Below are 23,779 nucleotides of genomic sequence, written 5' to 3' on the forward strand. Positions count from 1 at the left end.
CTTCCCTGCGCAATGGCTTTACGGCTTATGCCGTGATCTCCCCGGAGACGAGTTCTTGGTTGACTCCGTCGCTGCCGTTCAGCTCTCGCCTACCCGACAGCTTGACACCTGCAACGGGTGCCAGGACCACACGGTTTTGCCGTACGCTAATCCGCGCCATCGTCTCAGCGCAAACCAGCGTCCACCGCAACCCGTCCAACGTCCGTGACGACGGCCGACGCCCTTCTGAGTAGGACGGGATGGCTCTCATATAAACTGATTTGGTCTTCTGTAAAACAGAAATATTTTTTACTTCAGGGCTTGACATGATTTCCGTAAACCAGAAGCGATTTGCCCGTCGGGTCGTTTTGTCGCGGCCAAAGGATCATGTGCAGGTTGTCGGCGCGGCTGTTGCGCGTCGTCCGATCCGTTGTGTGCGGTAACTCACATTCAGTCGATGATGCCTGCTGTAGTCATCACGGATAGCCGAAGCAATCCTTCCCAAGGGCTTCGCGCAGGATGCAGTTGTAGCTCAGTTGGTTAGAGCGCCTGTCTGTGGAACAGGAGGTCGGTGGTTCGAACCCACCCAACTGTACCAGCCTTTCAAGGCGGTCAGATCAGCTTCCATCACAAACGTCCATTTGCCTGGTTCTCCATCGAGCCGAACCGACTATTTGCCGAACCCGAGTTTCACTGCGGCCGACGTCGCAAGTGAGCAGCAAGGAATTGCGCCATGTCGCGGCGCTGGTTGCGACCTTCAATAGTGCTGGCGATCGTCTTTCCCTTCATCGCCGAGCGGACACCTGAACAACTGTTCAGAAATTTTCCATGAACGATGTGAATGACGCGCGCGTCAAACAGCCATGCACACGATTCGACACATCGACACGATCGACGACGAAGCAATTTCGACGCGCGTCATTGTGGCGCATGCCGAGATGAATGTTCAGTTCGTGTCTGATTTGCCTTGCGAATTCGCTTGCATGTCCACGCTTCAAGTAGAGGCGAGTGCACCAACGTGTTTCAGCTCACGTTCAGCCGCCGACAACGATCATAGGGTTCGAACTACGGAGCAGATCCCCTGCTACCACAACCCAAGGAGCTACCATGTCGTTTCGTAAAGCAATCCTCTCTGCAGTCGCTGCAACCGTCATCCTGGTCGCCGGCGTCTCCGCAAGCAGCGCGGGGCATTGGCATCACCATCACGGTCATCATCACCACGGCCATCACCATCACGGTCATCACCATCATGGCCATCACTGGCATTGGCGCTGGCATGGCCATCATCATCATGGCCATCACCATCATCACCACGGCCATCATCACCACCACGGTCACCACCACCACTAACGACAAAAAGCCGGCCGACAGCCGTCGGCCGGCTTACCACCTCGGGTGGATCGCCGTTGATCCACCTTGCCCACATACCTTTGACGCCTGTCGGCAACCGAACATCTGGAGAATGACAATGAAGACGTTTCTAATGGTTGCTGCGCTCGTGGCTTCGTCCGCCAGTGCCTGGGCGCACGATCACCAGGGCACGAATGGCGGCAGGGTCGAGGATGCCGGCTCGTATCATGTCGAGCTGGTTTCGAAATCCGAAAAGGTCGATCTCTACATCAGCGATGCGAACCAGAAGCCGATCGCGGCAACCGGATTCAAGGCCATTGGCATCTTTGTCGTGAATGGCAAGGCCCAGCGCATTGCGATGGAACCTGCCGGAAGCGCGCGGCTTTCCGGAACCGCCAGCGATGCGCTGTCGACGCAGCCGAAGGGGGTGGTGCAACTGACCTCGCCCGATGGCAAAACCGTGCAAGCCAAATTCAACTGAGGTTGCGGGGCGCGTCCTGAACGGATGCGGACCGTAATAGTATTCAGTTTCGAGCGTGAATATACACCCTGTCCGGACCAGCGGCCCCGTTCATCAAAGCCTCGTGAACCGTTGCTGGCCTGAAGACGACAGAAAGATGAATGGCCCGCGGTACGCGTTAGCCATCTTTAACCTGACCTATGCAGTGCCGAGAGCCCTGTGATATTGTGAGCATGATGAACGCGAACCCAAAGCTTTGGCAGTTTATTTGTGCGGTGATCGTCCTGATCGCCGTTCAATTCGCGCCTGCCTTGGCCCGCGCCCATGCCGACCAGGCCCACCGCACGCAGGGACATGTCCACGTTCATCATCATGCGGTGCCTCACGGCGCCCATGCGCCGGTGGCGCATCACCTCACCAAGGCTGCGTTCACCAACGACGTCTTTGCCGAAACGACCGCTTCTATCCCGCACCAGCTTATCCTGACCGCAGGTCGACCGCCGGGCGCAGCGCCGATCGATGCGGACGGATGCGTGGACGGTTGTTGCGGGGCGGGCATGGGGTGCTGCGGCGGCGCCGCTTTGGTTGCAGCCTCGCAATGTTTGCCTCCCGCGGTTCATTCGCACCGTCTTGATGTCACCGGTGCCGTGCTTGCTTCGGGCATAGAGCCCGCAAGCCTGCGCAAACCGCCCCGAGCGTTCACCTGAGCAACGATGTCGCGGCGGCACGACGTGCCGGCCGCGCGAGCGAGAACACGCTTCTTCTCAGGTGAGTTATTCAGATGTCCTTTTTGTTCCGTGCCGCGCGGTGCGTGGCGGCTATGTTATTCCTGCTCACGGCAGGCCCGGTGCTGGCGCACGAAGGCCACGATCATGGCGCGCCCGTTCCGGCGCCGAGCGCCAGTCTCGCGCCGCGTGCCGAGAGCGACTCGGACGCGCATGAACTGGTTGCGATTGCGCGCGAAGGCGTGCTCGTCATCTATCTCGACCGGTTCGCAACCAACGAGCCGGTGGATGGCGCCGAAATCGAAATCGAAACGCCCGCCGGGCCGCAGAAAGCCGAAGCCAGGCCGGGCGAGCCCTATCGCCTCGACGCGCCCTGGTCCGGCAAGCCGGGCGCCTACGACCTGATCTTCACGGTCGCGAAAGACGGCAATGTGGATGTGTTGCCCGCCCGGCTGGTGATTCCGGATGCTCCGGGGGCCAAGGCCGGACCGACTTCGTGGTTCTCGACCTCCGCCATCGCGGGTGAGGTCGGCTATCACTTCAATCATGACGGCCCGGCGCTGTTGATCGCCATCCTGGCCGGGCTTGCTGCCGGCATCGGCGTCATGGCGCTGATCCGGCGGCGTCGCAGAGCGGCGGCAATGGTTCTCCTCGTCGCCGGCGCGTTCGTCCTGTCCAACAACCCATCCCGCTCCCATGACGGCCATGATCACACAGCTCCGGCAGCAGCGATGCAGTCGGCTCGCGACCTCGCGCAGCGTCTGCCTGACGGAGGCGTGTTCGTACCCAAGAGCACGCAACACATTCTCGCCCTTCGTACCGTGATGACCGAATCCCGCGCGCACCCGCGCGCCATCGAGCTGCCGGGCCGGATCATTCCCGATCCGAACGCCAGCGGCTTCGTGCAGGCTTCGGTGGGCGGCCGCCTCTCAGCCCCGCCTGGCGGTTTTCCAAGGCTGGGGACGCCGGTCAAGAAAGGCGACGTGCTCGCTTATGTCGACCCGCCGCTGCAGGCCATCGACGTGTCGGATATGCGCCAGCGCCAGGGCGAACTCGACCAGCAGATTTCCATCGTGGAGCGCCGGCTCGCCCGCTATGAAACGCTGGTGCCGAGCGGCGCCATTGCCCGCTCCCAGCTCGAAGACACAAGGTCGGAGCTGCAGGGACTGAAAGACCGACGCGGATCGCTCGACCGGGCGCGCCGTGAGCCCGAAGCGCTGGTGGCTCCGGTCGACGGTGTGATTGCCGAGGGCACGCCGGTAGCCGGACAAATCGCCCAGTCAAATGCCGTGATCTTCCACATCATCGATCCGACCCGTCTGTGGGTTGAAGCCCGCAGCTTCGACCCGCTGGCGGGCGTTCGCAGCGCGACCGCCAACCTCGGGACCGATCGCATCTTCACGCTGGTCTATCAGGGCTCCGGCTTTGCGGACCGCAACCAATCCATTCCGGTCCAGTTCGCGATTCAGGGCGACCATTCCGGCCTTCGCGCCGGGCAGTTCGTCACGGTCCTGGCCACCACCAATGAGGAAAAGGTCGGCCTTGCGGTGCCGCGGGCCAGTCTGGTGCGCAACGCCAACGGCCAGGAGGTGGTTTACGAGCACGTCGCGCCCGAGCGCTTCGAACAGCGCCCGGTACGGGTGGAACCCCTCGACGGCGACCGCGTGTTCATTGCCACCGGCCTCGCCGGAGGCAAGCGTCTTGTCGTGCAGGGCGCCGAACTCCTCGACCAAGTGCGCTGAGGAGCAGGCAGATGTTTCGCTTTCTCGTCACACAGTCGCTGCGCAACAGCCTGCTGGTCATGGCGGCTGCGCTGGCCCTGGTGTTGCTCGGCATCTTCAGCGCCGGCCGGCTCCCGGTCGACGTGTTTCCCGACCTGAACAAGCCGACGGTCACGATCATGACCGAGTCGGACGGGCTCGCGCCGCCCGAGGTCGAACAGCTCGTCAGCTTTCCGATCGAGACCCAGATGAACGGTGTTCCCGGCGTGACGCGGGTGCGCTCGGTTTCCGGAATCGGCCTTTCGATCGTCTATGTCGAATTCGACTGGGGTACCGATATCTATCGTAACCGGCAGCAGATCGGCGAGCGCCTCAATCTGATCCGGACCCAGTTGCCGCCCAACACCGTTCCGCAATTGGGACCGATCAACTCCATCATGGGCCAGGTGCTGCTGGTCGCGGTGACCAGCGACCGCGCTTCGGCGATGGAAGTCCGCGAGACCGCCGACTTCGTGGTGCGGCCGCGGCTGCTCACGATCCCCGGTGTCGCGCAGGTGATTCCGATGGGGGGCGAGGTCCGGCAATACCGGATCGCGCCCAATCCGCCGGCGCTGCGCAGCCTCGGCGTCACCTACGAGCAGGTCGAGCTCGCCCTCAATCAGTTCGGCGTTAATACCGGCGGCGGATTTACCGATCAGCATGCCCGCGAATATCTGATCCGCAACATCGGGCGGACCACCAATCTGGACGACCTTCGCAACGTGGTGGTGGCGCAGGTCAATGGCGGGCCGGTCTATCTCAAGCAGGTCGCCACCGTCGAGTTCGCACCCAAGGTCAAGCGCGGCGACGCCGGCTATATGGGCAAGCCCGCCGTGGTCGTCTCGGTCGAGAAGCAGCCGAACGTCGATACCATCCGGCTCACGCGCGAGATCGAACAGGCCCTGAAGGAAATCACGGCCTCGCTGCCAACAGGCATGAAGGCCGACCAGATCATCTTCCGGCAGGCCAATTTCATCGAAACCTCGATCGGCAATGTCGAGCGTGTCCTGCTTGAGGCCGGCGCGGTCGTCGCCATCGTGCTGTTTCTGTTCCTGATGAACTGGCGGACGACGGCGATCTCGCTGGCTGCGATCCCGGTGTCGATCCTGACGACCGCGGTCGTGTTCTATTTTGCCGGCCTGTCGATCAACACGATGACCCTTGGCGGCATCGCCATCGCCATCGGCGAGCTGGTCGATGACGCCGTCGTCGACGTCGAAAACATCTTCCGGCGCTTGCGCGAAAATCGCGCCCTGGAGCATCCCCGCCCGGCGTTCGACGTCGTCGTATCGGCATCCCAGGAAGTGCGCTCCGGCATCGTCTATGCGACCGCCATCATCGTTCTGGTGTTCGTGCCGCTGTTCGCGCTGTCGGGTATAGAAGGCCGGCTGTTTGCGCCGCTTGGTCAGGCCTACATCATCTCGATTCTCGCCAGCCTTGCGGTCTCCATCACCTTGACCCCGGTGATGGCGTATCACATGCTTCCGCATCTCAAGCGCCTCGATCATGGCGACAGCGCGCTGGTAGCGATGCTCAAGCGCGCCAATGCGGCCTTGCTGGAACGGGTTTTCCACCATCAGCGCGCCTTGATGGCTGCCGCACTCGCGGCGGTCGTCATCGCGGCGGCTTCCGCATTCTATCTTCCCCGCGCATTCCTGCCGCCCTTCAACGAGGGCACCTTCACGATCAACATGCTCTTCAATCCGGGAATCTCGCTCGCCGAATCCCATCGCGTCGGGTTGATTGCCGAGCGCCTCATCCTTGAAGTGCCCGAGGTCAAGACCGTTGGCCGGCGAACCGGGCGGGCGGAGCTCGACGAGCATGCCGAAGGCGTCCATTCGTCGGACCTCGAGGTCAATCTCAAGCCAACGAAACGGCCAAAGACCGAAATCGTCGCGGATATCCGGGCCCGACTCGCCGTGCTTCCCGCTGCGATCAACGTAGGCCAGCCGATTTCGCACCGGCTCGACCATCTGCTTTCGGGCGTTCGGGCCGAAATTGCGCTGAAAGTGTTCGGCGACGATCTGAACAGCCTGCGCGCGACCGCTGACATGTTGCGCGGCAAGCTGGCGGAGATTCCGGGTCTCACGGACCTGCAGGTCGAAAAGCAGGTGCTGATTCCGCAGCTGGAAATCCGCGTCGATTATGGCCGTGCCGCGCTCTATGGCGTGCAGCCGGCCGCCGTGATCCAGCAGCTCAGCCGGCTCTCGAACGGCCGCGTTATTTCACGGGTGGTGGACGGCTATCGCCGGTTCGACGTCACGATGCGGCTGCCGGATCGGCTTCGCACCACGCAAACCCTGGGCGACCTCTTGATCGAAACGCCGGCCGGATGGATCCCCGCCCGGCAGATCGCCGACGTCAAGGAGACCGAAGGCCCCAACCAGATCCTGCGCGAGAACGGTCGCCGTCGTGTGGTGGTGCTGGCGAACGCCGACGGGACGGCCGACATGACCGACATCATCGAGGCGATCCGGAAGGTGACCGCGTCGACCAGGCTTCCCGAAGGCTTCTATGTTCGGCTGGAGGGAACGTTCCAGGCCCAGGAGGAAGCAAGCCGGACCATCGGCGTACTCTCGCTGCTGTCGCTGTTGCTGGTGTTTGCCATTCTCTACAGCCGCTACCGCTCGACCGTGCTCGCCTTCATCATCATGGGCAACGTCCCGCTGGCGCTGATCGGGTCGGTCGCGGCGCTTTGGCTGGCGGGCCAACCGCTCTCGGTTGCGTCGATGGTCGGATTTGTCACGCTGACCGGCATTGCGGTTCGCAACGGCATCCTGAAAATCAGCCACTACATCAACCTGGCGCTGAAAGAAGGAATGCCGTTCGGCCACGACCTCGTGGTTCGCGGCAGCGTCGAGCGGCTGACGCCGGTCTTGATGACGGCGATGGCGGCCGGCGTGGCGCTGGTGCCGCTGCTGATCGATGCGGCAAATCCCGGCAAGGAAATTCTCCATCCGGTGGCCGTGACGATTTTCGGCGGTCTCCTCAGCGCGACCCTGCTCGACACGCTGCTGACGCCCGTTCTCTTCCTTCGCTATGGCGAAGCTCCTCTGGAGCGGCTGCGGCGAGGTGCCGACGGCAAGGCGGGAACGGCCCCGGCAAATTCAGCCGCCGAAGCTTTTTGACATCAACATGCGGAGAATGACGGTGAATGCGAAATTTCTGATGGTTGCGGCCATGTTGGCCTGGTCGACCTGCGCCTCGGCGCACGACGAGAAGGGAACGAATGGCGGGTGGGTCGCCCATGCCGGTTCGTATCACGTCGAACTGGTTTCGAAATCCGACAAGCTCGAATTGTTCGTCAGCGACGAGAACCAGAAATCGATCCCGGCAACCGGCTTCAAGGCGATTGCCATCCTCGTTGTCGGCGGCAAATCCCAGCGAATCCTGCTGCAGCCTGCCGGGAGCGCGCTGCTTTCCGGCACCGCCAGCGTCGCATTGCCGGTTCAGCCAAAAGGTGTCGTTCAACTGACCGGTCCTGATGGAAAGACGGCGCAGGCAAAATTCGACTGAGCGGATTGCGAAGCAAGGCCCAGATCGATCAATGAAATTCCCGCGGCGCAGCCCGCGGGGATTTTTTCGTCGGTGCGGCATTTTTGCGCATTGGCTGAGGCAGGACAAGAAGCCGGTCTGAACCGGACGGCTCTAGCCAATGACATACTTGTTCAATAGAACGGCGCGATATCGGGGTTGAGGATTTTTCGAGAGAGGTTGTATGGTTTCATTCGCGCGCATGGTGAAGCTCGCAGGCGTTGCCTCGGTGCTGCTGGTTTCCGTCCCCAATGCCGGTCAAGCCCAGGCCGACAACGGCTTTCCGTTCGGAATGGAAATGACCATGGATGTCCCGCCTCAGCCTGGCTCCAAGCGGATACCGAATCTCGAGATTGGCGACGCCGGCGAAGTGGTGCTCGAACTCTGGTGCAAGGGCGGCAAGGGGCAGTTTTCGGTGGCGGGCAACACCGTGATCTTCGTCGCCGGCGCGATGGAGAACCGCAATTGTCCGCCCAATCGCGCCCAGGCTGACGACGAACTGATTGCCGCACTGACCGATGCCGCGACCTGGAAGCGGCAGGGCGATGCGATATCGTTCATCGGCACCAGGACGCTGCGGTTCCGGCTCAATACGAACTAAAGCGTTTTCAAGCGAAGTGGATACCGGTTCGCGTCAAGAAAACGCGTCAAATCTGGAATCTGGAGCCTTTGCCATTCCGATTCAATCGGAACGGCAAAGGCTCCAGGCGCGCGAGCCGAGCCGGCGGCAGTTGCCGCTACCAGCGGAATGAAAAGAAAACCTTCGGCGGCAGCGGCTGCGGATTGAGCGCGACCCAGTCCAGCCTGGAGGTAAACTGGCGCTGCAATCCGCTCACGATGATGATGCCACCCGCAACGCGGTCGAGTTCATCTGATGTCAATGCTTCGGTTTTGACGGGAGTGAAATCGGTCATGGCTGTCTTCCCTTGGTTAGGCGCCGCACGATGCTGCGACGAACGGGACTTTGCCTTTCTCCGACCCGGCTTGTTTGTGATCCAGATCACTCAGCCCACGACTCGTTCCGTGACCCGTCCTGACTTCACGCGTCCTTTGCATAGCGCTTAAGCGAAGCTTTGAGGATCTCCAGCATTTCGTCCCTGATGAGATCGCGCGCGCCGCGGGTCCAGGCGGCTGCGAGCGGCAAGCGGTTCATGTCTGACCCCGCGAGCGGAACAAATCGAACGCCACGCGCCGCCATTCGCGATGTCCATCGTGGCACGATGGCAACGCCGAGTTCGGCCGCGACGAGGTTCACGATGGTCTGCTTTTCATTGGCAATCTGGATGATTCGCGCCTGCAGTCCAGCCTGAGCAAACAGTTTCATGGTCAGATCGTGGCTATGCGGGCGCGACCGGCGCTCGGGTACGATCAGCGGCTGTTCGGCAAGATCGGCGACGGTCACCCGTTTTCTCGACGCGAGGCGATGATGATCCGGCACCGCGACGACGGCCGTCTCGTGCAGGAGAAACAGAAATTCGAGCCGCTTGTCGGGCTTTTCCGGCGGGCGCACCAGGGCGATGTCGAGCCGGCCGGAGAGCAGCGCCGGCAACAGCCGGATCGTCTTGTCTTCCGTCAATTTCACCGTGACATCCGGTCTCTGTTCGCGAAAGTCGGAAAGCAGCATCGGCAGCAGTCCCGCCGCTGCGCTGTCGATCGCGCCGACGCGGATGATCGCGCCCTGCTTGCGGCCCCGCGCCTGGAATTTGACCGCCAGATTGTCCGCCTGCGCCAGCAGATTGCGGGCCTCCTTGAGCAGGACGACGCCATCATCGGTCAGCGTCACGCTGCGCGTCGTTCGCGTCATCAGGCGGGTGCCGAGATCGTCTTCGAGCAGGCGGATGTAACGGCCGAGCGCGGAGGGCAGCATTTCCAGCCGTTGGGCCGCGCGCCCGAAATGCAGCTCCTCGGCCGCCGCCACGAAGCAGCGAAGCTGGTGCAGTTCCATATTTCGTCCTCCTCCGGCAGATTATATCAAATATTTGTATAATCGTATGCCGATTGAAGGCGCGTGGCCTTTAGCCGTAGCGTGTCCGGAAGCGCTGAAATCAGCCAATCAACGAATTCTGCAGGGAGCGACCCAATGCGGTTCAATCGTCGTACGATCCTTTCCGGCGCCCTCGCGGCCGCGTCGCTATGGGCGTCACCCACGGCCTTCGCGCAGACCGCCTTTCCGACAAAACCGGTCACCATCATCGTTCCGGCGGCGGCCGGAGGGCCGACCGACACCGTGGCCCGCCTGATCGCGGAATCGATGGGCCGAAGCCTCGGCCAGACCATCCTGGTCGAAAATGTCGGCGGCGCCGGTGGCACGCTCGGCATGGCGCGCGTGTCGAAGTCGGCCGCCGACGGCTACACGCTCGCGATCTGGCACATCGCGCATGCCACCGCACCCGCGCTCTACGACTCCCTCAAATATGATGTCGTCGACGATTTCGATCACCTCGGCCGCATCACCGACGTGCCGATGACCCTGGTGTCGAAGCCGACACTTGCTGCCAACAATGTGACCGAGTACGTGGCGTGGATTCGCGCGAGCGGCGACAAGGCCGTCTACGGACATGCCGGCATCGGCTCCGCCTCGCATCTTTGCATGCTGATGCTGATGAAGGAGCTCGGCGTGCAGATGAACGGGATTCCGTATCGCGGCACCGGGCCGGCCATGAACGACCTGCTCAGCGGCCAGTTCGACGTGATGTGCGACCAGACCACCAACACCACCAACCAGATCAAGGAAGGCAAGATCAAGGGCTTTGCGGTCACGACCAAAGCCAAAGTCTCGTCATTGCCTGACCTGCCGACGCTCGACGGCGGCGCCGTCAAGGGATTTGAGGTCTCGGCCTGGCATGCGATGTGGGCCCCGAAGGGATTGCCGAAAGAGGTGACCGACAAGCTGGTCACAGCCCTTCAGGCCGCGCTGAAGGACCCCAAGGTGATCGAGCGGTTTGCCAATCTCGGCACCGAGCCGGTCCAGGCGGAGCTGGCGACGCCGGCGGCGCTCAAGGCGCATCTAACAGCCGAAGTGCCGCGCTGGGGCGCCGTGATCAAGGCAGCAGGCGCCAAGGGAAACTGAGCTCGAAATTGAACCCGCCGTCGCAAGCGGCCGGTCACCCATGGCTGAACAACGACATTCGCAATCCGGAGACCAATCGATGAAGACGTACGCCATAGCCGCCATCCCGGGCGACGGGATCGGCACCGAAGTCATTGCCGCGGGTGTCGAGGTGCTGCACGCGCTGGCCCAGCGCGACGGCAACTTCAAATTCAAGGTCGATCATTTTGACTGGGGGTCTGAATACTACAAGAAGCACGGCATCATGATGCCGGAGGATGGCCGCGACCAGATCGGGAACCACGACGCGATCCTGTTCGGCTCGGCCGGCGCGCCTGACGTGCCTGATCACATCACGCTGTGGGGTCTGCGGCTCGCCATCTGCCAGCCGTTCGATCAATACGCCAACGTCCGCCCGACGCGGATCCTGCCCGGCATCACCAGCCCGCTGCGCAACGTGCACGGCAAGGAGCTCGACTGGGTGATCGTCCGCGAAAATTCGGAAGGCGAATATGCCGGCGTCGGTGGCCGCGTCCACAAGGGCCTGCCGCTCGAAGTCGCAACCGACGTGTCGATCCTGACCCGTCCCGGAGTCGAGCGCATCATGCGCTTCGCCTTCAAGCTCGCGCGGTCGCGGCCGCGCAAGCTGCTCACCGTCGTGACCAAATCCAACGCCCAGCGCCATGCCATGGTGATGTGGGACGAGATCGCGACCGAGATCGCGGCCGAGTTCAAGGACGTGACCTGGGACAAGATGCTGGTCGATGCGATGACCATGCGCATGGTCATGAAGCCGGAGACCATCGATACCGTGGTGGCCACCAATTTGCACGCCGACGTGCTGTCGGATCTCGCTGCCGCGCTCGCCGGCTCACTCGGCATCGCGCCGACCGCGAATCTCAATCCGGAGCGGACCTATCCCTCGATGTTCGAGCCTATACATGGCTCGGCCTTCGACATCATCGGCAAAGGCATCGCCAATCCCGTCGGGACGTTCTGGTCATCGGTGATGATGCTGGAGCACCTCGGCGAGCCGGCAGCCGCGACGCGGTTGATGCAGGCGATCGAGCGTGTCACGGCCGATCCCCGCTTTCACACGCCGGACCTCGGCGGCAAGGCCAGGACCGACGAGGTCACGGCCGCGGTCGTTGCCTCCATCCACGGCGCCAACGACTGAGATCGTGCGATCCGTCGCAGCGATCCGAAACGAAGAAAGGGCGACCTTGCGGCCGCCCTTTGCATTGCCGGTTTGCTTTGCAGGTCCGGCAGAGTCCATCAAGTCACGCGGACCGCGCCGGTCGACTGGCCGTACTTGTTGTGACCGACAATGTACCAATGGCCTCCCATTTGGTAATAGGTGGCCTTGCCGCCGGTGACGGCTTCGAGTTCGTGGTCGGCAAGCGCGCGCGTGTCGAGGGTATCGGCATTCCTGATCCTGGTATTCATCGCAGTATCTCCCTTTGCTCCGGGCGGCGCGACCATCGCGTCCGCTGTCCGGTGAGGAGGACAATGCCTGCTGCCGCGCCGGCGCGCTGTTCCCCAGGTGACAGGCGGGGGGCGGGTGAGAAAATGCGGGCCGGGTAGCTCCCGCACCGGCCGGCTCCGAAGATTCGGTCTGGCTTCGGCTTGCGGAAGGTCCCAAAAATCAGGAGTATTCACGCCAATGCGGGAGCCAAATCCCGGGATAAATAATTGAGGGGAGACGCCTATGACGGCTTTCACGCGCCGCGATCTGTTGTCGGCTGCCGCAGGCGCGGCAGCGGCCACGAGCCTGCCGTTCAGTCAGCCAGTTCGCGCCGCGACGCCGCCAGCGGGCAAGCAGACCGCCGGCTGGTACCGCTACAAGATCGGCAGCATCGAGGTGACCGTGGCCACCGACGGCGTCAACCGCTTCAAGATGGCGGAGGATCACGTCACCAACATCAAGAAGGATGCGGTGAACGCCGCGCTCGCCGAGGTCTTCATGGAAAAGGACATGATGACCACGCCGTACAACCCGATCGCCATCAACACCGGATCGAAGCTGGCGATCATCGATACCGGCACCGGCGAGAGCAATTACAAGAAGAGCAACGGCACCGCCGGCCAGTTCGTGACCAATCTCGCCGCCGCGGGCATCGACCGCAATGCCGTCGATGTCGTGATCATCTCGCACTATCACGGCGACCACATGAACGGCCTCCTGATGGACGACAATTCACTGACCTATCCGAATGCCGAGATCCTCGTGCCCGCCAGGGAACACCAGTACTGGATGGACGACGGCGAAATGAGTCGCGCCCCCAAAGGCCGTATCGAGGGCGTCTTCAAGAATGTGCGGCGGGTGTTCACGCCGGAGGCTCTGAAGCGTGTGAGAACCTATGAGGGGGGCAAGGAAGTGATTCCCGGCGTCACCGCGCAGGGTACGCCTGGGCACTCGCCCGGCCATAGCTCGTTCGTGATCGCTTCCGGCTCGGATTCCGTCTACGTGCAATCCGATGTCACCCACGTCCCGTTCCTGTTCGTCCGTCATCCCGACTGGCACGTCTTTTACGATCAGGACCCGGCGATGGCGGAAGCGACCCGCCGCAAGGTTTACGACATGCTGGTGGCCGACAGGATGCGGGTGCAGGGTTTTCATTACCCGTTCCCGTCGCTCGCGCATGTCGAGAAACACGGCAGCGGCTACCGGGAGATTCCGGTGATGTGGAATCCGAATATTTGATGTGGGGTCGGCTTCACCTCGCCCCGCTTGCGGGGAGAGGTCGGATCGCACTTGCGATCCGGGTGAGGGGGTACAGGTCTATCAATTTGCATCAGCGTTCGCGGAGAGAGCCCTCACCCCGACCCTCTCCCCGCAAGCGCGGGGCGAGGGAGCAGTAGCCGGCGCTATTCCACCTTCAGCCCGAGCTGATGCACGAGCTTGCTCCACTTCTTCTCTTCCTTGTCGATGTCGTCAGCGTATTCGGCCGGTGTCGAGGCCAGGGGATCGCCGCCTTCGATCCGGATGCGTTTTTGCACCTCCGGATCGCTGCCGAGTTTGCGCAGCTCGGCGCTGAGGATTTCGACGATCTCCGGCGGCGTGCCTGACGGCGCCAGCAGCCCGTAATGCAGCACGGCTTCGAAGCCGGGCATGCCAGATTCGTCGAAAGTCGGCACGTCAGGCAACAGCGAGAACCGCTGCTTGCTGGTGACGGCGATGGCGCGCAACTGGCCGGCCGCGATATTGCCGAGCGCCGGCGGCAGCACGCCGAACGCGACCGGCACATGGCCGCCGAGCAGGTCGTTCATCACGGGCGCCGTGCCCTTGTAGGGAATGATGGCGGCATCGATACCGGATTCGGCCTTGAACAGTTCCGCGCACATGTAGCCGCCGGTGCCGACCGGCGAAGTGCCGATATTGAGTTTGCCCGGCTCCTTCTTGGCGAGCGCGATCACATCAGCAACCGTCTTGGCGGCAAACGACGGATGCGCGAGCAGGGCCACGGGCATCGATGCGACGAGACCGATCGGCGCAAAATCCTTGCGTGGGTCCATGCCGAGCTTGGTGTAGAGGCTGGGGTTGATCGAGAGGGTGCCGGTGTGGCCCAGCAGCAGCGTGTAGCCATCAGGCGCGGCGCGCGCCACGGCGCGGGTGCCGATGGTTCCTCCGCCGCCGCCCCGGTTGTCGACGGTCACGGTCTGGCGGAACGCATCGGACAGTTTTTGCGCCACCACGCGCGCCATGGCGTCGACGCCGCCGCCGGCCGGGTAGGGGACAATGAGCGTGATGCTGCGCGCTGGAAACTCAGCGGCATGCACGACCGCGCTTGCCGCCAGCGGGACTGCGAAGGCGATCGCAGATGCAAAGGTGATCACCGCGTTCATGACATTGCGACGATGTGAGAGCTTAACCACCAGATTGCCTCCCTCCAGCGATGTCGATCCACGTTCTTATGGGTGGCCTTGTTTCACCGCAAGCCCGGCGCGCCGCAACAATCTTCATCGAATGCTCGATTGGCCTGCAAACGGAATCATGCACTGCAGCAGAGAGGTTCGATTCATCGCCTCGCGCAGCCCCTGGAAAACGGCCAACCGTCAGACCCAACCTTGAACTGCCTGCCAAGGCCGCATAGGCTCGGTGATTGGAAACGCCTGCCAGGCAACAAACAACAAGAGGGATACCCCCCAGTCGATGAGCTCCGCGTTGCGGCGCCCTTTTGCCCACCGCCGGGGCCTGATCATCGTCGCGACCTTGGCCATGGCCTATGTCGCCAGCCATTTTTTCCGCGCCGCCAACGTCACCATCGGCCTCGACCTGATGCGCGACCTCGCCATCGGACCGGAAGCCTTGGGCGCGCTGACAGGCGCGTTCTTTTTCGGCTTCGCCGCGATGCAGATCCCCTGCGGCCTTCTGTTCGACCATTTCGGACCCCGGCGCACCGTGGCTTGCATGCTGATCCTCGCCACGACAGGCGCTGCGATCTTCACGCTGGCGCCGACCTGGCCGGTGCTGCTCACCGGCCGCGTTCTGATGGGCGCCGGCTTCGGCGTCATGCTGATCGGCAGCATGGTGGTGATCTCGCGCTGGTTTCCACCGGATCGTTTTTCCACGCTCACCGCCATGGTGCTGTCGATCGGACTGCTCGGCAATCTCTTCGCCACCACGCCGCTGGCATGGGCCTCGCAGGCCGTCGGCTGGCGCGCCGTGTTCGGCGTCGTCGTCGTCTTCATCGCACTCGCCACCATCGCCGTGTGGCTGGTGGTGCGCGACGCGCCGGCCGGCCACCCGTTTCTCGACCGCACCCCGGAGCCGCCACGCCAGATGCTGCAGGGCCTGATCGAGGTGCTGGGCAATCCGCGCCTGAGGCCGATCCTGGCGATGAATTTCTGCAACTATGCCTGCACCTTCACCGTTCAGGGCCTGTGGGGCGGTTCGTTCCTGCGCGAGGTGTATGGCATGAGCCCGATCGAGGCCGGCAACGTGCTGCTGGCCGCCGTGATCACCTACCAGCTTGGCATCGTCGCCTTCGGCCCCCTGGACCGCGTGCTCGACACCCGCAAATGGATCGCCATCGGCGGCACGATGGTGACCATATCCATGCTTGCGACGCTGGCGCTCGCGTCCCGCCCGCCCGTCTGGGTGCCCGTCGGCGCCATCGTCGCCATCGGTTTCTTCAGCGCCTCCAGCACCATGGTAATGACCCACGGCCGCGGCATCTTCCCGGACCGGCTGATCGGGCGCGGCATTGCGACCATCAACACCGCCGTGATGCTGGGCGTCGCCTGCATGCAGACATTGTCGGGCATCATCGTCGGCGGGTTCGAGCCTCTCGCCGATGGCACCCGCTCCGAGACCGCCTACCGCGCCTTGTTCGGCGTGCTCACCGTGGTGCTGATGTCGGCCGTTGCGATCTACAGCCGCTCGCAGGACGTCAGGCCCAGCGACGAAATGCGCGCCCGGGCGGCCACCGCGTGATGCCTCGGCGCGGCGCCCTGCATGGCTTGCCATGATGCGGGTAAACCTGTGAACATGCCGCCATGAACCTCGGCGCGCTGAAAAGCAATATCCGGCAGCTTTACGAAAGCGACACGCCGCTCGGCGTCCGTTTTCGCTACGCCCTGCTGGCGTTCGACATCGTCACGGTGCTGTTCATCGTCGTAACGTCGTTCCTGCCCCCAAGCGAGATCGTCGAAACGCTCGACGTCCTGTTCGGCGCGGTGATCCTGGCCGACTTCGCGGCGCGCCTGTTTATCAACCGGCGCCGGTTGCGGGCATTTACCCGCATTTCGACCTGGACCGATCTGATCGCGATCGCCTCATTCCTGGCCCCGCTGGCGGGAGAAGCGGGCGGCTTTCTGCGCATCCTGCGCACCTTGCGGCTGCTCCGCGAGGTTCAGATGCTGACCCGGCTGCGCGGCGACAGCACGTTTTTCCGGCGCAACGAGGAAGTGATCTTTGCCGTCACCAATCTTGCGGTCTTCATTTTCGTGATGACCGCGATCGTCTACGAGACCCAGAAGTTTCGTAACGAGCAGATCACGAATTATGCCGACGCGCTGTATTTCACCGTCACGGCGCTGACGACGACCGGCTTTGGCGACATCACCCTGCGCGGAACGGTCGGCCGCATGATTACGGTCGTGATCATGATCTTCGGCGTGACGCTGTTCTTCAATCTCGCCCGCGCGCTGCTGTCCCCGAGCAAGGTGCGTTTTCCCTGCCCCTCCTGCGGCCTGCAGCGCCACGACAGCGATGCCGTGCACTGCAAGGCGTGTGGTGTGGTCCTGAATATTCCCGACGAAGGGGCGACGTAGCCGAGCCGCGCGGAAATTACGATAATTTCGTACAGTGGTATTTGCCTTAAACGCTTACTCTCCGAAGGCGGCGGCATCATCGCCGGCGTTTGAACCTCTGGCCGGAGCGGTCGTACGGAAACCATGCCCTATTTGGGGTAGACTGCCGCGCAATAGACCCATGCAATAGACAACAGCGTTGCCATGGATGATGATGCCACCTGCAAGGTGGCGACAGGCGCCGGTTGCATCGGCCATGTGCGAAAGCCTTTTGCGCCGCAACGCTCGCCAGGTGCGATCCGCGGTGGCCTGGGAGTCGGAACGCAGATGTTCACATTCCGGACCTCCATCACGTTTGTGGTCATGGCGTTTATCGTCGCGTTGACCGTGCTGCTGATCGCCATTCAGCTCCGGTCGCTGCGCTTCGCCACCCACGAAGCCGCGTCTGCCTACATGGATGCAACCAGCACCAAAGTGCTTGGACGTCTTCGAGGCGAGCTGTCCGCGATTTCATCGCTGGTCAATGTGCTGGCTACCAGTTCAAGCGTGGCCGACTCCGATGAACGAAGCGAGACCGGCCGCGCCATTCCGCTGTTCAAGGCCGCGCTGCAGGAATTGCCGCAGATGGACAGCATCTATGCCGGCTTCGAGAACGGCGCCTGGCTGCAGGTGCGGCGCATCAGCGACCTTACCGAAGAGCAGCGCGAACGCCTGCGCGCGCCTTCCAACGCAGACATCGCAATCAGTCTCATTCGTCCGACCGCTGGAGGTCAACTGCCGCTGCGGCGGATCTTCCAGGACAAGCAAGGCAACGAGATCGATGAAATCGATCTGTGGAAATACGGCTACGACACCCGTAAACGTTCCTGGTACTGGGCGACGATGCAGGCGGACCGGCCGTATGTTTCAGAACCCTATCTCTCGTTCAGTATTGGCGCCCCGGTCATCACCGTCAGCGCGCCACTGCGCGGCAAGGTGCCGGGCGTGATCGCCGCCGATCTCAAGCTCGATACGTTCAGCGAATTCGTCCAGGCGCAGCGGGCGGGACAGCACGGCACGGTGATGATCTTCGACCAGGCGGGATCGATCATCGCCCACCCCCAGTTTTCAGATCTGGTGACCAGCGCGATGACGCACCCGGCCCGATCGTCATTGCCCAGCATCGACGAGATCAACAAGGGAATCGTGGCCTCGGTGATACGCGGTGCGTACAACAAGGACAATTACGAAGGAAACATCGAGGACGAAACAGGGAAAGGCTTTCTCTTCAGGGTGACGAAGTTCGCGCTCGGCGAACGCTACAGCGGCAACATATTGCTGCTGGCGGCCCAGGATGACTTCGTCCAGAACGTCCGCGAGCTCCAGTTCAATGGGTTGGTCCTCGCGATCCTGGTTGGCGCGGGCTTCATTCCGGTCGTCTGGATGTTCGGCAGCCAGATGTCCCGGGCCATCCAGCGCATTACCGCGCAGGCGCGCCAATTGCAGACCCTGGCTGAACCCGAACTCGTGCCGGTGACGTCCTACATCAGGGAGATCCACGCGCTGGGCAGCAACATGAATCTCGCGCAGCGGGCGATATGGTCGTTCGCGCATTTCGTTCCCAAGGAGATCGTTCGCGGGTTGATCGATAATTCCATCTCAACCGAACTCGGCGGCGTAAAGCAGGACATCACGCTGGTGTTTACCGACGTCCAGGGGTTTACCACCATTGCGGAGTCGGCCGATCCTGACGTCCTGATGCGGCAGACGTCGCGGTACTTCTCCGTGATGACAGAGGCGTTCCTCGCCGAAGGGGGCACGGTCGACAAGTTCATCGGCGACGCCGTGATGGTGTTCTGGAATGCACCCAATCCGCAACCCGACCATGTGGCGCGCGCTTGCCGGGCGGTGTTGGCAGCCAGGGCCGCCGGTGAACGCCTTAACGCCGAATTCGAGGCCGGCGGATTGCAGCCGTTCATTACAAGGTTCGGCATTCATGTCGGCGAGGCCGTGGTCGGCAATGTCGGATCGACCGAGCGCATGAATTACACGGCACTGGGCAACACCGTTAATCTGGCGGCCCGTCTCGAGGGCCTGAACAAGCAAACCGGGACAACGGTCCTGGTCAGTGAGGATGTGTTCCGGCGGGTTGGGGATCTCTTCAAGTTCAGGGCTCTTGATGCCGTGGTTGCCAAGGGCATGACCAGGGAAACCCGCATTTTTGAACTGCTGGGAGCATCGACATGAAGCGGACGCCGATCCCTTGCAGGATATTGTCGACGCTGCTCACACTCTGGCTGGGCTTCACTGCGTCGGCTGTTCACGCCGCCGAAGACACGATCAAGGTCGGCATTCTGCACTCCCTGTCCGGCACCATGGCAATCAGCGAGTCCGTCCTGAAGGACACCGTGCTGATGCTCATTGCGGACCAGAACAAGAAGGGAGGGCTGCTCGGAAAGAAACTGGAGCCTGTTGTCGCCGACCCCGAATCGGACTGGGATGCCTTTGCGGAAAAAGCCGGCGAGTTGCTGACCAGGGACAAGGTCGCGGTGGTATTCGGCGGCTGGACCTCTCTTGCGCGAAAGGCGGCTCTTCCCATCTTCGAGCAGATGAACGGGCTGCTTTACTATCCCATTCAATACGAAGGTGAAGAGAGCTCCCGTAACATCTTTTATCTGGGCGCAGCACCGAACCAGCAGGCCATTCCCGCTGTTCGGTACCTGATGAGCAAGGAAGGCGGCGACGTTCGCCGATGGGTTCTGCTCGGGACCGATTATCTTTATCCGCGCAAGACCAACCAGATTTTGAGCGCCTATCTTGCGGCCGAGGGCGTGTCTCTGGAGGACATTACGACGATCTATGGAGCGCCGACCCAGTCCGACTGGCGGGAGATCGTCGAACGCGTGAAGTCATTCGCCGCATCAGGAAAAAAGACCGCGGTGATCTCGACCGTCACCGGGGACTCAAACGTTCATTTGTACGCCGAGTTGGTCAAGCAACAGATCGACGTCAGCAAAATTCCGTTCATGGCGCTCTCCGTCAGCGAACGTGAGCTGCGCAGCGTGGACCTCGGCAAGTTCGCCGGGCACATGGCGGCGCGGAACTACTTCCAGTCCGTCAAGTCGGCGGAAAATGACGCGTTCATCAAGATGTGGGCGGATTTCAACGAGCAGCGGGACAAGACCACAAACGATGCGATGGAGGCGACCTTGATCGGCTTTCGGATGTGGGCGCAGGCCGTCAGCCAGGCCGGCACCGCCGACGTCAGCGCGGTCCGGCAAGCGATGTACGGCCAGCGCGTAAGGGCGCCGAGCGGTTTTGAGGTTGTGATGAACACCAATCATCTCCTCTCCAAGCCGGCCATGATCGGCAAGCTCGAAGCTTCCGGAAGTTATGACGTGGTCTGGCGGTCAATCAGCCCGATCAAGGCGTCGGTCTGGAGCAGATATCTTCCCGACAGCGCCAGACGGATTGCCGATTGGACCTTTCCCTGGATTTGCGGCGGGTGCACCGAGCCGACCTACAAGGATTGGTGACGGCCCGCACGATTGAGGTGGGAGCCTCACTCTTCGGTGGCGTCGGGTAGTTCGGCGAGCCGGGGAATCAGCCGAACTTCGATGTTGGCTTCGTTCAGCATCTGACCGGAGATGGAGAAATCCTCGGCCCAATTCGAGTTGGGCCGGTCGGGTTCGTAGGCGACGAGCGCCGTGATGCCGCATTGGATGATGGCCTTGGTGCACTCCACGCAGGGAAACCAGGGAACGTAGATGGTGCAGCCCTTGAGCGCGACGCCAATGCGGGCCGCATTGAAGATCGCATTCTGTTCGGCGTGGCAGCTCCAGATATATTTGGCGCCGGTGATACGGGAGTGGCGCTCCTCGAGGTCATCGCGAACGCCGCGCGGCAGCCCGTTGAAGCCGGTCGAGCGGATTTCATGATCCGGCCCGACGATCACGGCGCCGACGCGCCGCCCTTTCTCGATGCTCCAGGTCGCCAGATGATGCGCCAGGAGCATAAATCGCTCATCCCATTTTGGATCCAGCAATACCGTTCCCTCAAAAATCAGTGCGCTCTATGCGCCAATGTTCCACCATCAACCATGGCGAGACAACAGCGAGAGCATCAACATCCCGTTAATGCCCGTGTGGCCGCGGTCAGCATCTGACAGATTTAAGCCCGGCGGTAGCCGCTTGTCGATGACTGCTTGGTTCGTAAGCTTAACGCTTAGGATACGCCTATTCCTCGTCCGCGCCGGGCGCTTGCCTCAGCATGAAATGCCCGAATGCCGAGGCGATCGGTTTGGTCCGGTCGTCCTGCCAGGCCTGCGCCTCGAAGGCGACGACGCGCCGGCCCTGCTTGACGATCGAGACGTTGGCGTAGCTGTCCAGCGCGCGGCCGGAGCGCAAATAATTGATCGTCAGCCCGATCGGCTTCGGCAGCGACACGCCGAGTTCGCGCGTCACGCCGACGATGGCGGTGGTTTCGAGAAAGGCGCCGGTCATCCCGCCATGGATCGCGGGCAGGATCGGGTTGCCGATGATCTTCTGTGAAAACGGCATCACCAGCGTGCCGTCCTCGCTGACGCGGATGCCGAGGCAGCGCGCGAACGGGCTTTGGGCGAACGGGCCGGTCGGATCTTCCGGCGCCTCAAGCGTCGGCAGCGCGAGATCCTCCCTCGAGCGGCCCTTGAGCATGTTGGTGCGGTTGGCGCCGACCATGAAGCAGGCCGTCGCGGTGGCGACAGGGTCGTCCTCGGTCTCCTGATAGGCGGTCGCGCGCACGAAGGCGATCGAGCGGGTGACGCGGTAGCAGATTGCATGCGCCCTTATGTCGAGGCCGGGCGTTGCCGGCTTCAGGTAATCGATGCGCAGGTCGAGGGTTGCGATCGCGCGCGTGCCGTCGAGCGCGAGCTGGACCGCCATGCCGCAGCTCTCGTCGAGCATCGCGGTGACGACGCCGCCGTGAAGCACGCCGGTCCCGGTGTCGCCGACGAAAACGGGGCGATAGGGCAGGCTCGACCAGGCTTCGCCAGGGGCGGCGCGGTCGAGCTGAAGTCCGCTGATGTGCCCATAGACGGAGCGGTGGCTCTTGATGGCGTCGGCCAGTTCGTCAAACGGCAGCGGCGTGTCGACTTTTGATGCTTCGGACATACGGACGTTCTAGACCATATTGATCGATGAGCCAAAGACGGCTCAGCCGTTCGTCGCGTGCACGCCGGGCTTCCGTCCCGAGTTCCATTGGCCGCCGAGCGCGCGCTCGATCTGCGCTGCGAGCTGCAGCAGCAGCCCGTCATTGGCCTGCCTGGCCTGGGCCTGAATGCCGAGCGGCAAGCCATGCTCGTGCTGCGCCATCGGCAGCGAGATCGCGGGAATCCCGCACAGATTGGCGAGCGGCGTGAACGCAAAGTTGCGCCACAGATTGCCGAACCAGTCCAGCACCGACGGATTGTCCGAGATGGTCAGATATTCCGTGGTGCCGACTTTCGGCGTCGGCAGCGCGGTGATCGGCGTCAGGATGATGTCCCAATCCTCGAAGAATGCGCCGAAGCCGCGCGAGGTCGTGTTGAAGACCGCCTGCATGCGCGCCCGCTCGGCATACGTCGTGTGCCGTCCGGCTTCCCAGATCCGGATGTTGACCGGCTCGATGAGATCCGCCGGCGGCTTTTCGAGCCCGCGGGCGGCGAGCATGTTGCTGATGACCACCGCAAAATTGCTGATGTAGCAGGTGGTCTGGGCGTCAAACGCGGCGCGGTAGTCGATCGCGGGCAACGCGTAATCGACGTGATGGCCGAGGCCTTCGAGGAATTGTCCGGCTTTTTTCAGCTCTGATGCGATCTGCGGTGTCGCCTGGTAGTCGCCCCATTGGTGCGAGAGCGCAATCTTGAGCCGCCCCGGATCGCGCTTGATCATCTCCTGGTAAGGCTCCGGCGCGGTCCAGAACGGCATCAATTCGCCGGGCGCGGGACCGCGGCAAGCATCGACGAAGGCGGCGGTATCGCGCACCGTGCGCGACTGGCAGCCCTGGATCGACACCAGCCCGCTCAAGTCAGAAAGATGCGGCGCGAGCGAGAAAACGCCGCGTGAAACCTTCAGACCGATGTTGCCGTTGACGCCGGCCGGGATGCGGATCGAACCGCCGCCGTCGGTGGCATGCGCGATCGGCACCGCGCCCGCCCCGACCATCGCGGCGCTGCCGGCCGACGATCCGCAGGTGGTGTAGTCGGTATTCCAGGGGTTGCGCGTCACATACACGGCGGGATTATCAGCCGAACTGCAAACGCCGAACTCCGGTGTCGTGGTCCGTCCGATCAAATTGAGTCCGGCCTGGCGCATCTTCGATGTCAGGAACGTATCTGATGTGGCGCGATTGCCGCGCATCAGCAGCGAGCCCATTTCCTGCAGGCGTCCGTTCATGGTCGGGCCCAGATCCTTCATCAGGAACGGCAGGCCGGCGAAGGGTCCCGCGAGATTGGCGCCGGCCTTGGCGGGATCGTCGATCGCGTCTTCAAACAATTCGACCACGGCAGACAGCGCCGGATCGACTTTTGCGATGGCTGCGGCTGCCTGGCTTGCCAATTCCTGTGCCGTCAGTTCGCCCTTCCGCACGCGCTCCGCCAACGCCACGCCGTCGTGCTGCGCCCATTCGTTCCAGTTCATCGACAAAGTCATGCGGTCTATTTCCTTACGCG

At 62.6% G+C, this 23,779-nt stretch carries 20 protein-coding genes and 1 tRNA gene; 14 read left to right on the forward strand and 7 right to left on the reverse strand.

The window, feature by feature from the left end:
* Positions 1 to 500: 500 nt before the first annotated feature.
* The 7 genes from JQ600_RS32235 to JQ600_RS32265 all read left to right on the forward strand — a co-directional run bounded on the left by JQ600_RS32235 (position 501) and on the right by JQ600_RS32265 (position 8,409).
* Positions 501 to 577 (forward strand) — tRNA-His (locus JQ600_RS32235).
* A 678-nt stretch (positions 578 to 1,255) separates the two neighbouring features.
* Positions 1,256 to 1,810 carry a hypothetical protein gene (locus JQ600_RS32240; protein ID WP_249136199.1) on the forward strand — a complete coding sequence of 185 codons (555 nt, stop codon included), beginning with the start codon at positions 1,256 to 1,258 and terminating at the stop codon, positions 1,808 to 1,810.
* A 212-nt stretch (positions 1,811 to 2,022) separates the two neighbouring features.
* On the forward strand, positions 2,023 to 2,496 hold the full coding sequence (locus JQ600_RS32245; protein ID WP_212392340.1) for a hypothetical protein: 474 nt from the start codon (positions 2,023 to 2,025) through the stop codon (positions 2,494 to 2,496).
* Between the two features lie 74 nt (positions 2,497 to 2,570).
* On the forward strand, positions 2,571 to 4,256 hold the full coding sequence (locus JQ600_RS32250) for an efflux RND transporter periplasmic adaptor subunit (protein ID WP_212392341.1): 1,686 nt from the start codon (positions 2,571 to 2,573) through the stop codon (positions 4,254 to 4,256).
* An 11-nt stretch (positions 4,257 to 4,267) separates the two neighbouring features.
* Complete coding sequence (locus tag JQ600_RS32255) at positions 4,268 to 7,402, forward strand: efflux RND transporter permease subunit (protein WP_212262896.1); 3,135 nt, start codon at positions 4,268 to 4,270, stop codon at positions 7,400 to 7,402.
* 22 nt (positions 7,403 to 7,424) lie between these two features.
* Positions 7,425 to 7,790 carry a hypothetical protein gene (locus JQ600_RS32260; protein ID WP_409363359.1) on the forward strand — a complete coding sequence of 122 codons (366 nt, stop codon included), beginning with the start codon at positions 7,425 to 7,427 and terminating at the stop codon, positions 7,788 to 7,790.
* Positions 7,791 to 7,992: 202 nt separating this feature from the next.
* Entirely contained in the window at positions 7,993 to 8,409 is a 417-nt protein-coding gene (locus JQ600_RS32265; RefSeq protein ID WP_212262895.1) for an META domain-containing protein, read from the forward strand.
* 136 nt (positions 8,410 to 8,545) lie between these two features.
* On the opposite strand, the gene JQ600_RS32270 is transcribed toward JQ600_RS32265, so the two are convergent.
* Both JQ600_RS32270 and JQ600_RS32275 read right to left on the reverse strand, forming a co-directional pair.
* Positions 8,546 to 8,722, reverse strand: a complete 177-nt coding sequence (locus tag JQ600_RS32270; protein WP_212392342.1) for a hypothetical protein — start codon at positions 8,720 to 8,722, stop codon at positions 8,546 to 8,548.
* A gap of 125 nt (positions 8,723 to 8,847) precedes the next feature.
* Positions 8,848 to 9,753, reverse strand: a complete 906-nt coding sequence (locus JQ600_RS32275; RefSeq protein ID WP_212392343.1) for a LysR family transcriptional regulator — start codon at positions 9,751 to 9,753, stop codon at positions 8,848 to 8,850.
* 135 nt (positions 9,754 to 9,888) lie between these two features.
* Between JQ600_RS32275 and JQ600_RS32280 the strand changes: the two genes are divergently transcribed.
* Both JQ600_RS32280 and JQ600_RS32285 read left to right on the forward strand, forming a co-directional pair.
* Positions 9,889 to 10,878 (forward strand): tripartite tricarboxylate transporter substrate-binding protein, encoded by a 990-nt coding sequence (locus JQ600_RS32280; protein WP_212262892.1) that lies wholly within the window; start codon positions 9,889 to 9,891, stop codon positions 10,876 to 10,878.
* Positions 10,879 to 10,957: 79 nt separating this feature from the next.
* Positions 10,958 to 12,034 carry a tartrate dehydrogenase gene (locus tag JQ600_RS32285; protein ID WP_212490302.1) on the forward strand — a complete coding sequence of 359 codons (1,077 nt, stop codon included), beginning with the start codon at positions 10,958 to 10,960 and terminating at the stop codon, positions 12,032 to 12,034.
* 98 nt (positions 12,035 to 12,132) lie between these two features.
* Here JQ600_RS32285 and JQ600_RS32290 read toward each other — a convergent pair whose 3' ends face one another.
* On the reverse strand, positions 12,133 to 12,303 hold the full coding sequence (locus JQ600_RS32290) for a hypothetical protein (protein ID WP_212262890.1): 171 nt from the start codon (positions 12,301 to 12,303) through the stop codon (positions 12,133 to 12,135).
* A 262-nt stretch (positions 12,304 to 12,565) separates the two neighbouring features.
* Here JQ600_RS32290 and JQ600_RS32295 point away from each other — a divergent pair, with 262 nt between their 5' ends.
* A complete protein-coding gene (locus JQ600_RS32295) occupies positions 12,566 to 13,561 on the forward strand; it encodes an MBL fold metallo-hydrolase (RefSeq protein WP_212392344.1) in 996 nt (331 codons plus the stop codon).
* A 164-nt stretch (positions 13,562 to 13,725) separates the two neighbouring features.
* Here the strand turns inward: JQ600_RS32295 and JQ600_RS32300 are convergent, their stop codons facing one another.
* Positions 13,726 to 14,733 carry a tripartite tricarboxylate transporter substrate binding protein gene (locus JQ600_RS32300; RefSeq protein WP_212392345.1) on the reverse strand — a complete coding sequence of 336 codons (1,008 nt, stop codon included), beginning with the start codon at positions 14,731 to 14,733 and terminating at the stop codon, positions 13,726 to 13,728.
* A 277-nt stretch (positions 14,734 to 15,010) separates the two neighbouring features.
* On the opposite strand from JQ600_RS32300, the gene JQ600_RS32305 reads away from it, so the two are divergent.
* The 4 genes from JQ600_RS32305 (at position 15,011) to JQ600_RS32320 (ending at position 20,627) form a co-directional block, all read left to right on the forward strand.
* Entirely contained in the window at positions 15,011 to 16,294 is a 1,284-nt protein-coding gene (locus tag JQ600_RS32305; RefSeq protein WP_212392346.1) for an MFS transporter, read from the forward strand.
* Between the two features lie 62 nt (positions 16,295 to 16,356).
* On the forward strand, positions 16,357 to 17,133 hold the full coding sequence (locus tag JQ600_RS32310) for a potassium channel family protein (protein ID WP_212262886.1): 777 nt from the start codon (positions 16,357 to 16,359) through the stop codon (positions 17,131 to 17,133).
* Positions 17,134 to 17,439: 306 nt separating this feature from the next.
* Positions 17,440 to 19,338 carry an adenylate/guanylate cyclase domain-containing protein gene (locus JQ600_RS32315; protein ID WP_212392347.1) on the forward strand — a complete coding sequence of 633 codons (1,899 nt, stop codon included), beginning with the start codon at positions 17,440 to 17,442 and terminating at the stop codon, positions 19,336 to 19,338.
* Positions 19,335 to 20,627, forward strand: a complete 1,293-nt coding sequence (locus JQ600_RS32320; protein WP_212392348.1) for an ABC transporter substrate-binding protein — start codon at positions 19,335 to 19,337, stop codon at positions 20,625 to 20,627. Before JQ600_RS32315 ends, JQ600_RS32320 begins: the two co-directional genes overlap by 4 nt.
* A gap of 26 nt (positions 20,628 to 20,653) precedes the next feature.
* Here JQ600_RS32320 and JQ600_RS32325 read toward each other — a convergent pair whose 3' ends face one another.
* From JQ600_RS32325 to JQ600_RS32335, 3 genes are all read right to left on the reverse strand, one after another.
* A complete protein-coding gene (locus tag JQ600_RS32325) occupies positions 20,654 to 21,136 on the reverse strand; it encodes a dCMP deaminase family protein (protein ID WP_283815738.1) in 483 nt (160 codons plus the stop codon).
* A gap of 190 nt (positions 21,137 to 21,326) precedes the next feature.
* Complete coding sequence (locus JQ600_RS32330; RefSeq protein ID WP_212262883.1) at positions 21,327 to 22,241, reverse strand: PaaI family thioesterase; 915 nt, start codon at positions 22,239 to 22,241, stop codon at positions 21,327 to 21,329.
* Between the two features lie 42 nt (positions 22,242 to 22,283).
* Positions 22,284 to 23,759, reverse strand: coding sequence for an amidase (locus tag JQ600_RS32335; RefSeq protein WP_212490303.1), 1,476 nt, complete (start codon positions 23,757 to 23,759; stop codon positions 22,284 to 22,286).
* Between the last annotated feature and the right edge of the window lie 20 nt (positions 23,760 to 23,779).

Source organism: Bradyrhizobium sp. AUGA SZCCT0176 (assembly GCF_018130145.1).
Classification (GTDB): Bacteria; Pseudomonadota; Alphaproteobacteria; order Rhizobiales; family Xanthobacteraceae; genus Bradyrhizobium.

Bases quoted from the DNA above. Each gene is read 5' to 3' on its own strand.
- JQ600_RS32240 (WP_249136199.1), top strand. From the start codon at position 1,256: ATGGCCATCATCATCATGGCCATCACCATCATCACCACGGCCATCATC.
- JQ600_RS32245 (WP_212392340.1), top strand. From the start codon at position 2,023: ATGATGAACGCGAACCCAAAGCTTTGGCAGTTTATTTGTGCGGTGATC.
- JQ600_RS32250 (WP_212392341.1), top strand. From the start codon at position 2,571: ATGTCCTTTTTGTTCCGTGCCGCGCGGTGCGTGGCGGCTATGTTATTC.
- JQ600_RS32255 (WP_212262896.1), top strand. From the start codon at position 4,268: ATGTTTCGCTTTCTCGTCACACAGTCGCTGCGCAACAGCCTGCTGGTC.
- JQ600_RS32265 (WP_212262895.1), top strand. From the start codon at position 7,993: ATGGTTTCATTCGCGCGCATGGTGAAGCTCGCAGGCGTTGCCTCGGTG.
- JQ600_RS32270 (WP_212392342.1), bottom strand. From the start codon at position 8,722: ATGACCGATTTCACTCCCGTCAAAACCGAAGCATTGACATCAGATGAA.
- JQ600_RS32275 (WP_212392343.1), bottom strand. From the start codon at position 9,753: ATGGAACTGCACCAGCTTCGCTGCTTCGTGGCGGCGGCCGAGGAGCTG.
- JQ600_RS32280 (WP_212262892.1), top strand. From the start codon at position 9,889: ATGCGGTTCAATCGTCGTACGATCCTTTCCGGCGCCCTCGCGGCCGCG.
- JQ600_RS32285 (WP_212490302.1), top strand. From the start codon at position 10,958: ATGAAGACGTACGCCATAGCCGCCATCCCGGGCGACGGGATCGGCACC.
- JQ600_RS32290 (WP_212262890.1), bottom strand. From the start codon at position 12,303: ATGAATACCAGGATCAGGAATGCCGATACCCTCGACACGCGCGCGCTT.
- JQ600_RS32295 (WP_212392344.1), top strand. From the start codon at position 12,566: ATGACGGCTTTCACGCGCCGCGATCTGTTGTCGGCTGCCGCAGGCGCG.
- JQ600_RS32305 (WP_212392346.1), top strand. From the start codon at position 15,011: ATGAGCTCCGCGTTGCGGCGCCCTTTTGCCCACCGCCGGGGCCTGATC.
- JQ600_RS32310 (WP_212262886.1), top strand. From the start codon at position 16,357: ATGAACCTCGGCGCGCTGAAAAGCAATATCCGGCAGCTTTACGAAAGC.
- JQ600_RS32315 (WP_212392347.1), top strand. From the start codon at position 17,440: ATGTTCACATTCCGGACCTCCATCACGTTTGTGGTCATGGCGTTTATC.
- JQ600_RS32320 (WP_212392348.1), top strand. From the start codon at position 19,335: ATGAAGCGGACGCCGATCCCTTGCAGGATATTGTCGACGCTGCTCACA.
- JQ600_RS32330 (WP_212262883.1), bottom strand. From the start codon at position 22,241: ATGTCCGAAGCATCAAAAGTCGACACGCCGCTGCCGTTTGACGAACTG.
- JQ600_RS32335 (WP_212490303.1), bottom strand. From the start codon at position 23,759: ATGACTTTGTCGATGAACTGGAACGAATGGGCGCAGCACGACGGCGTG.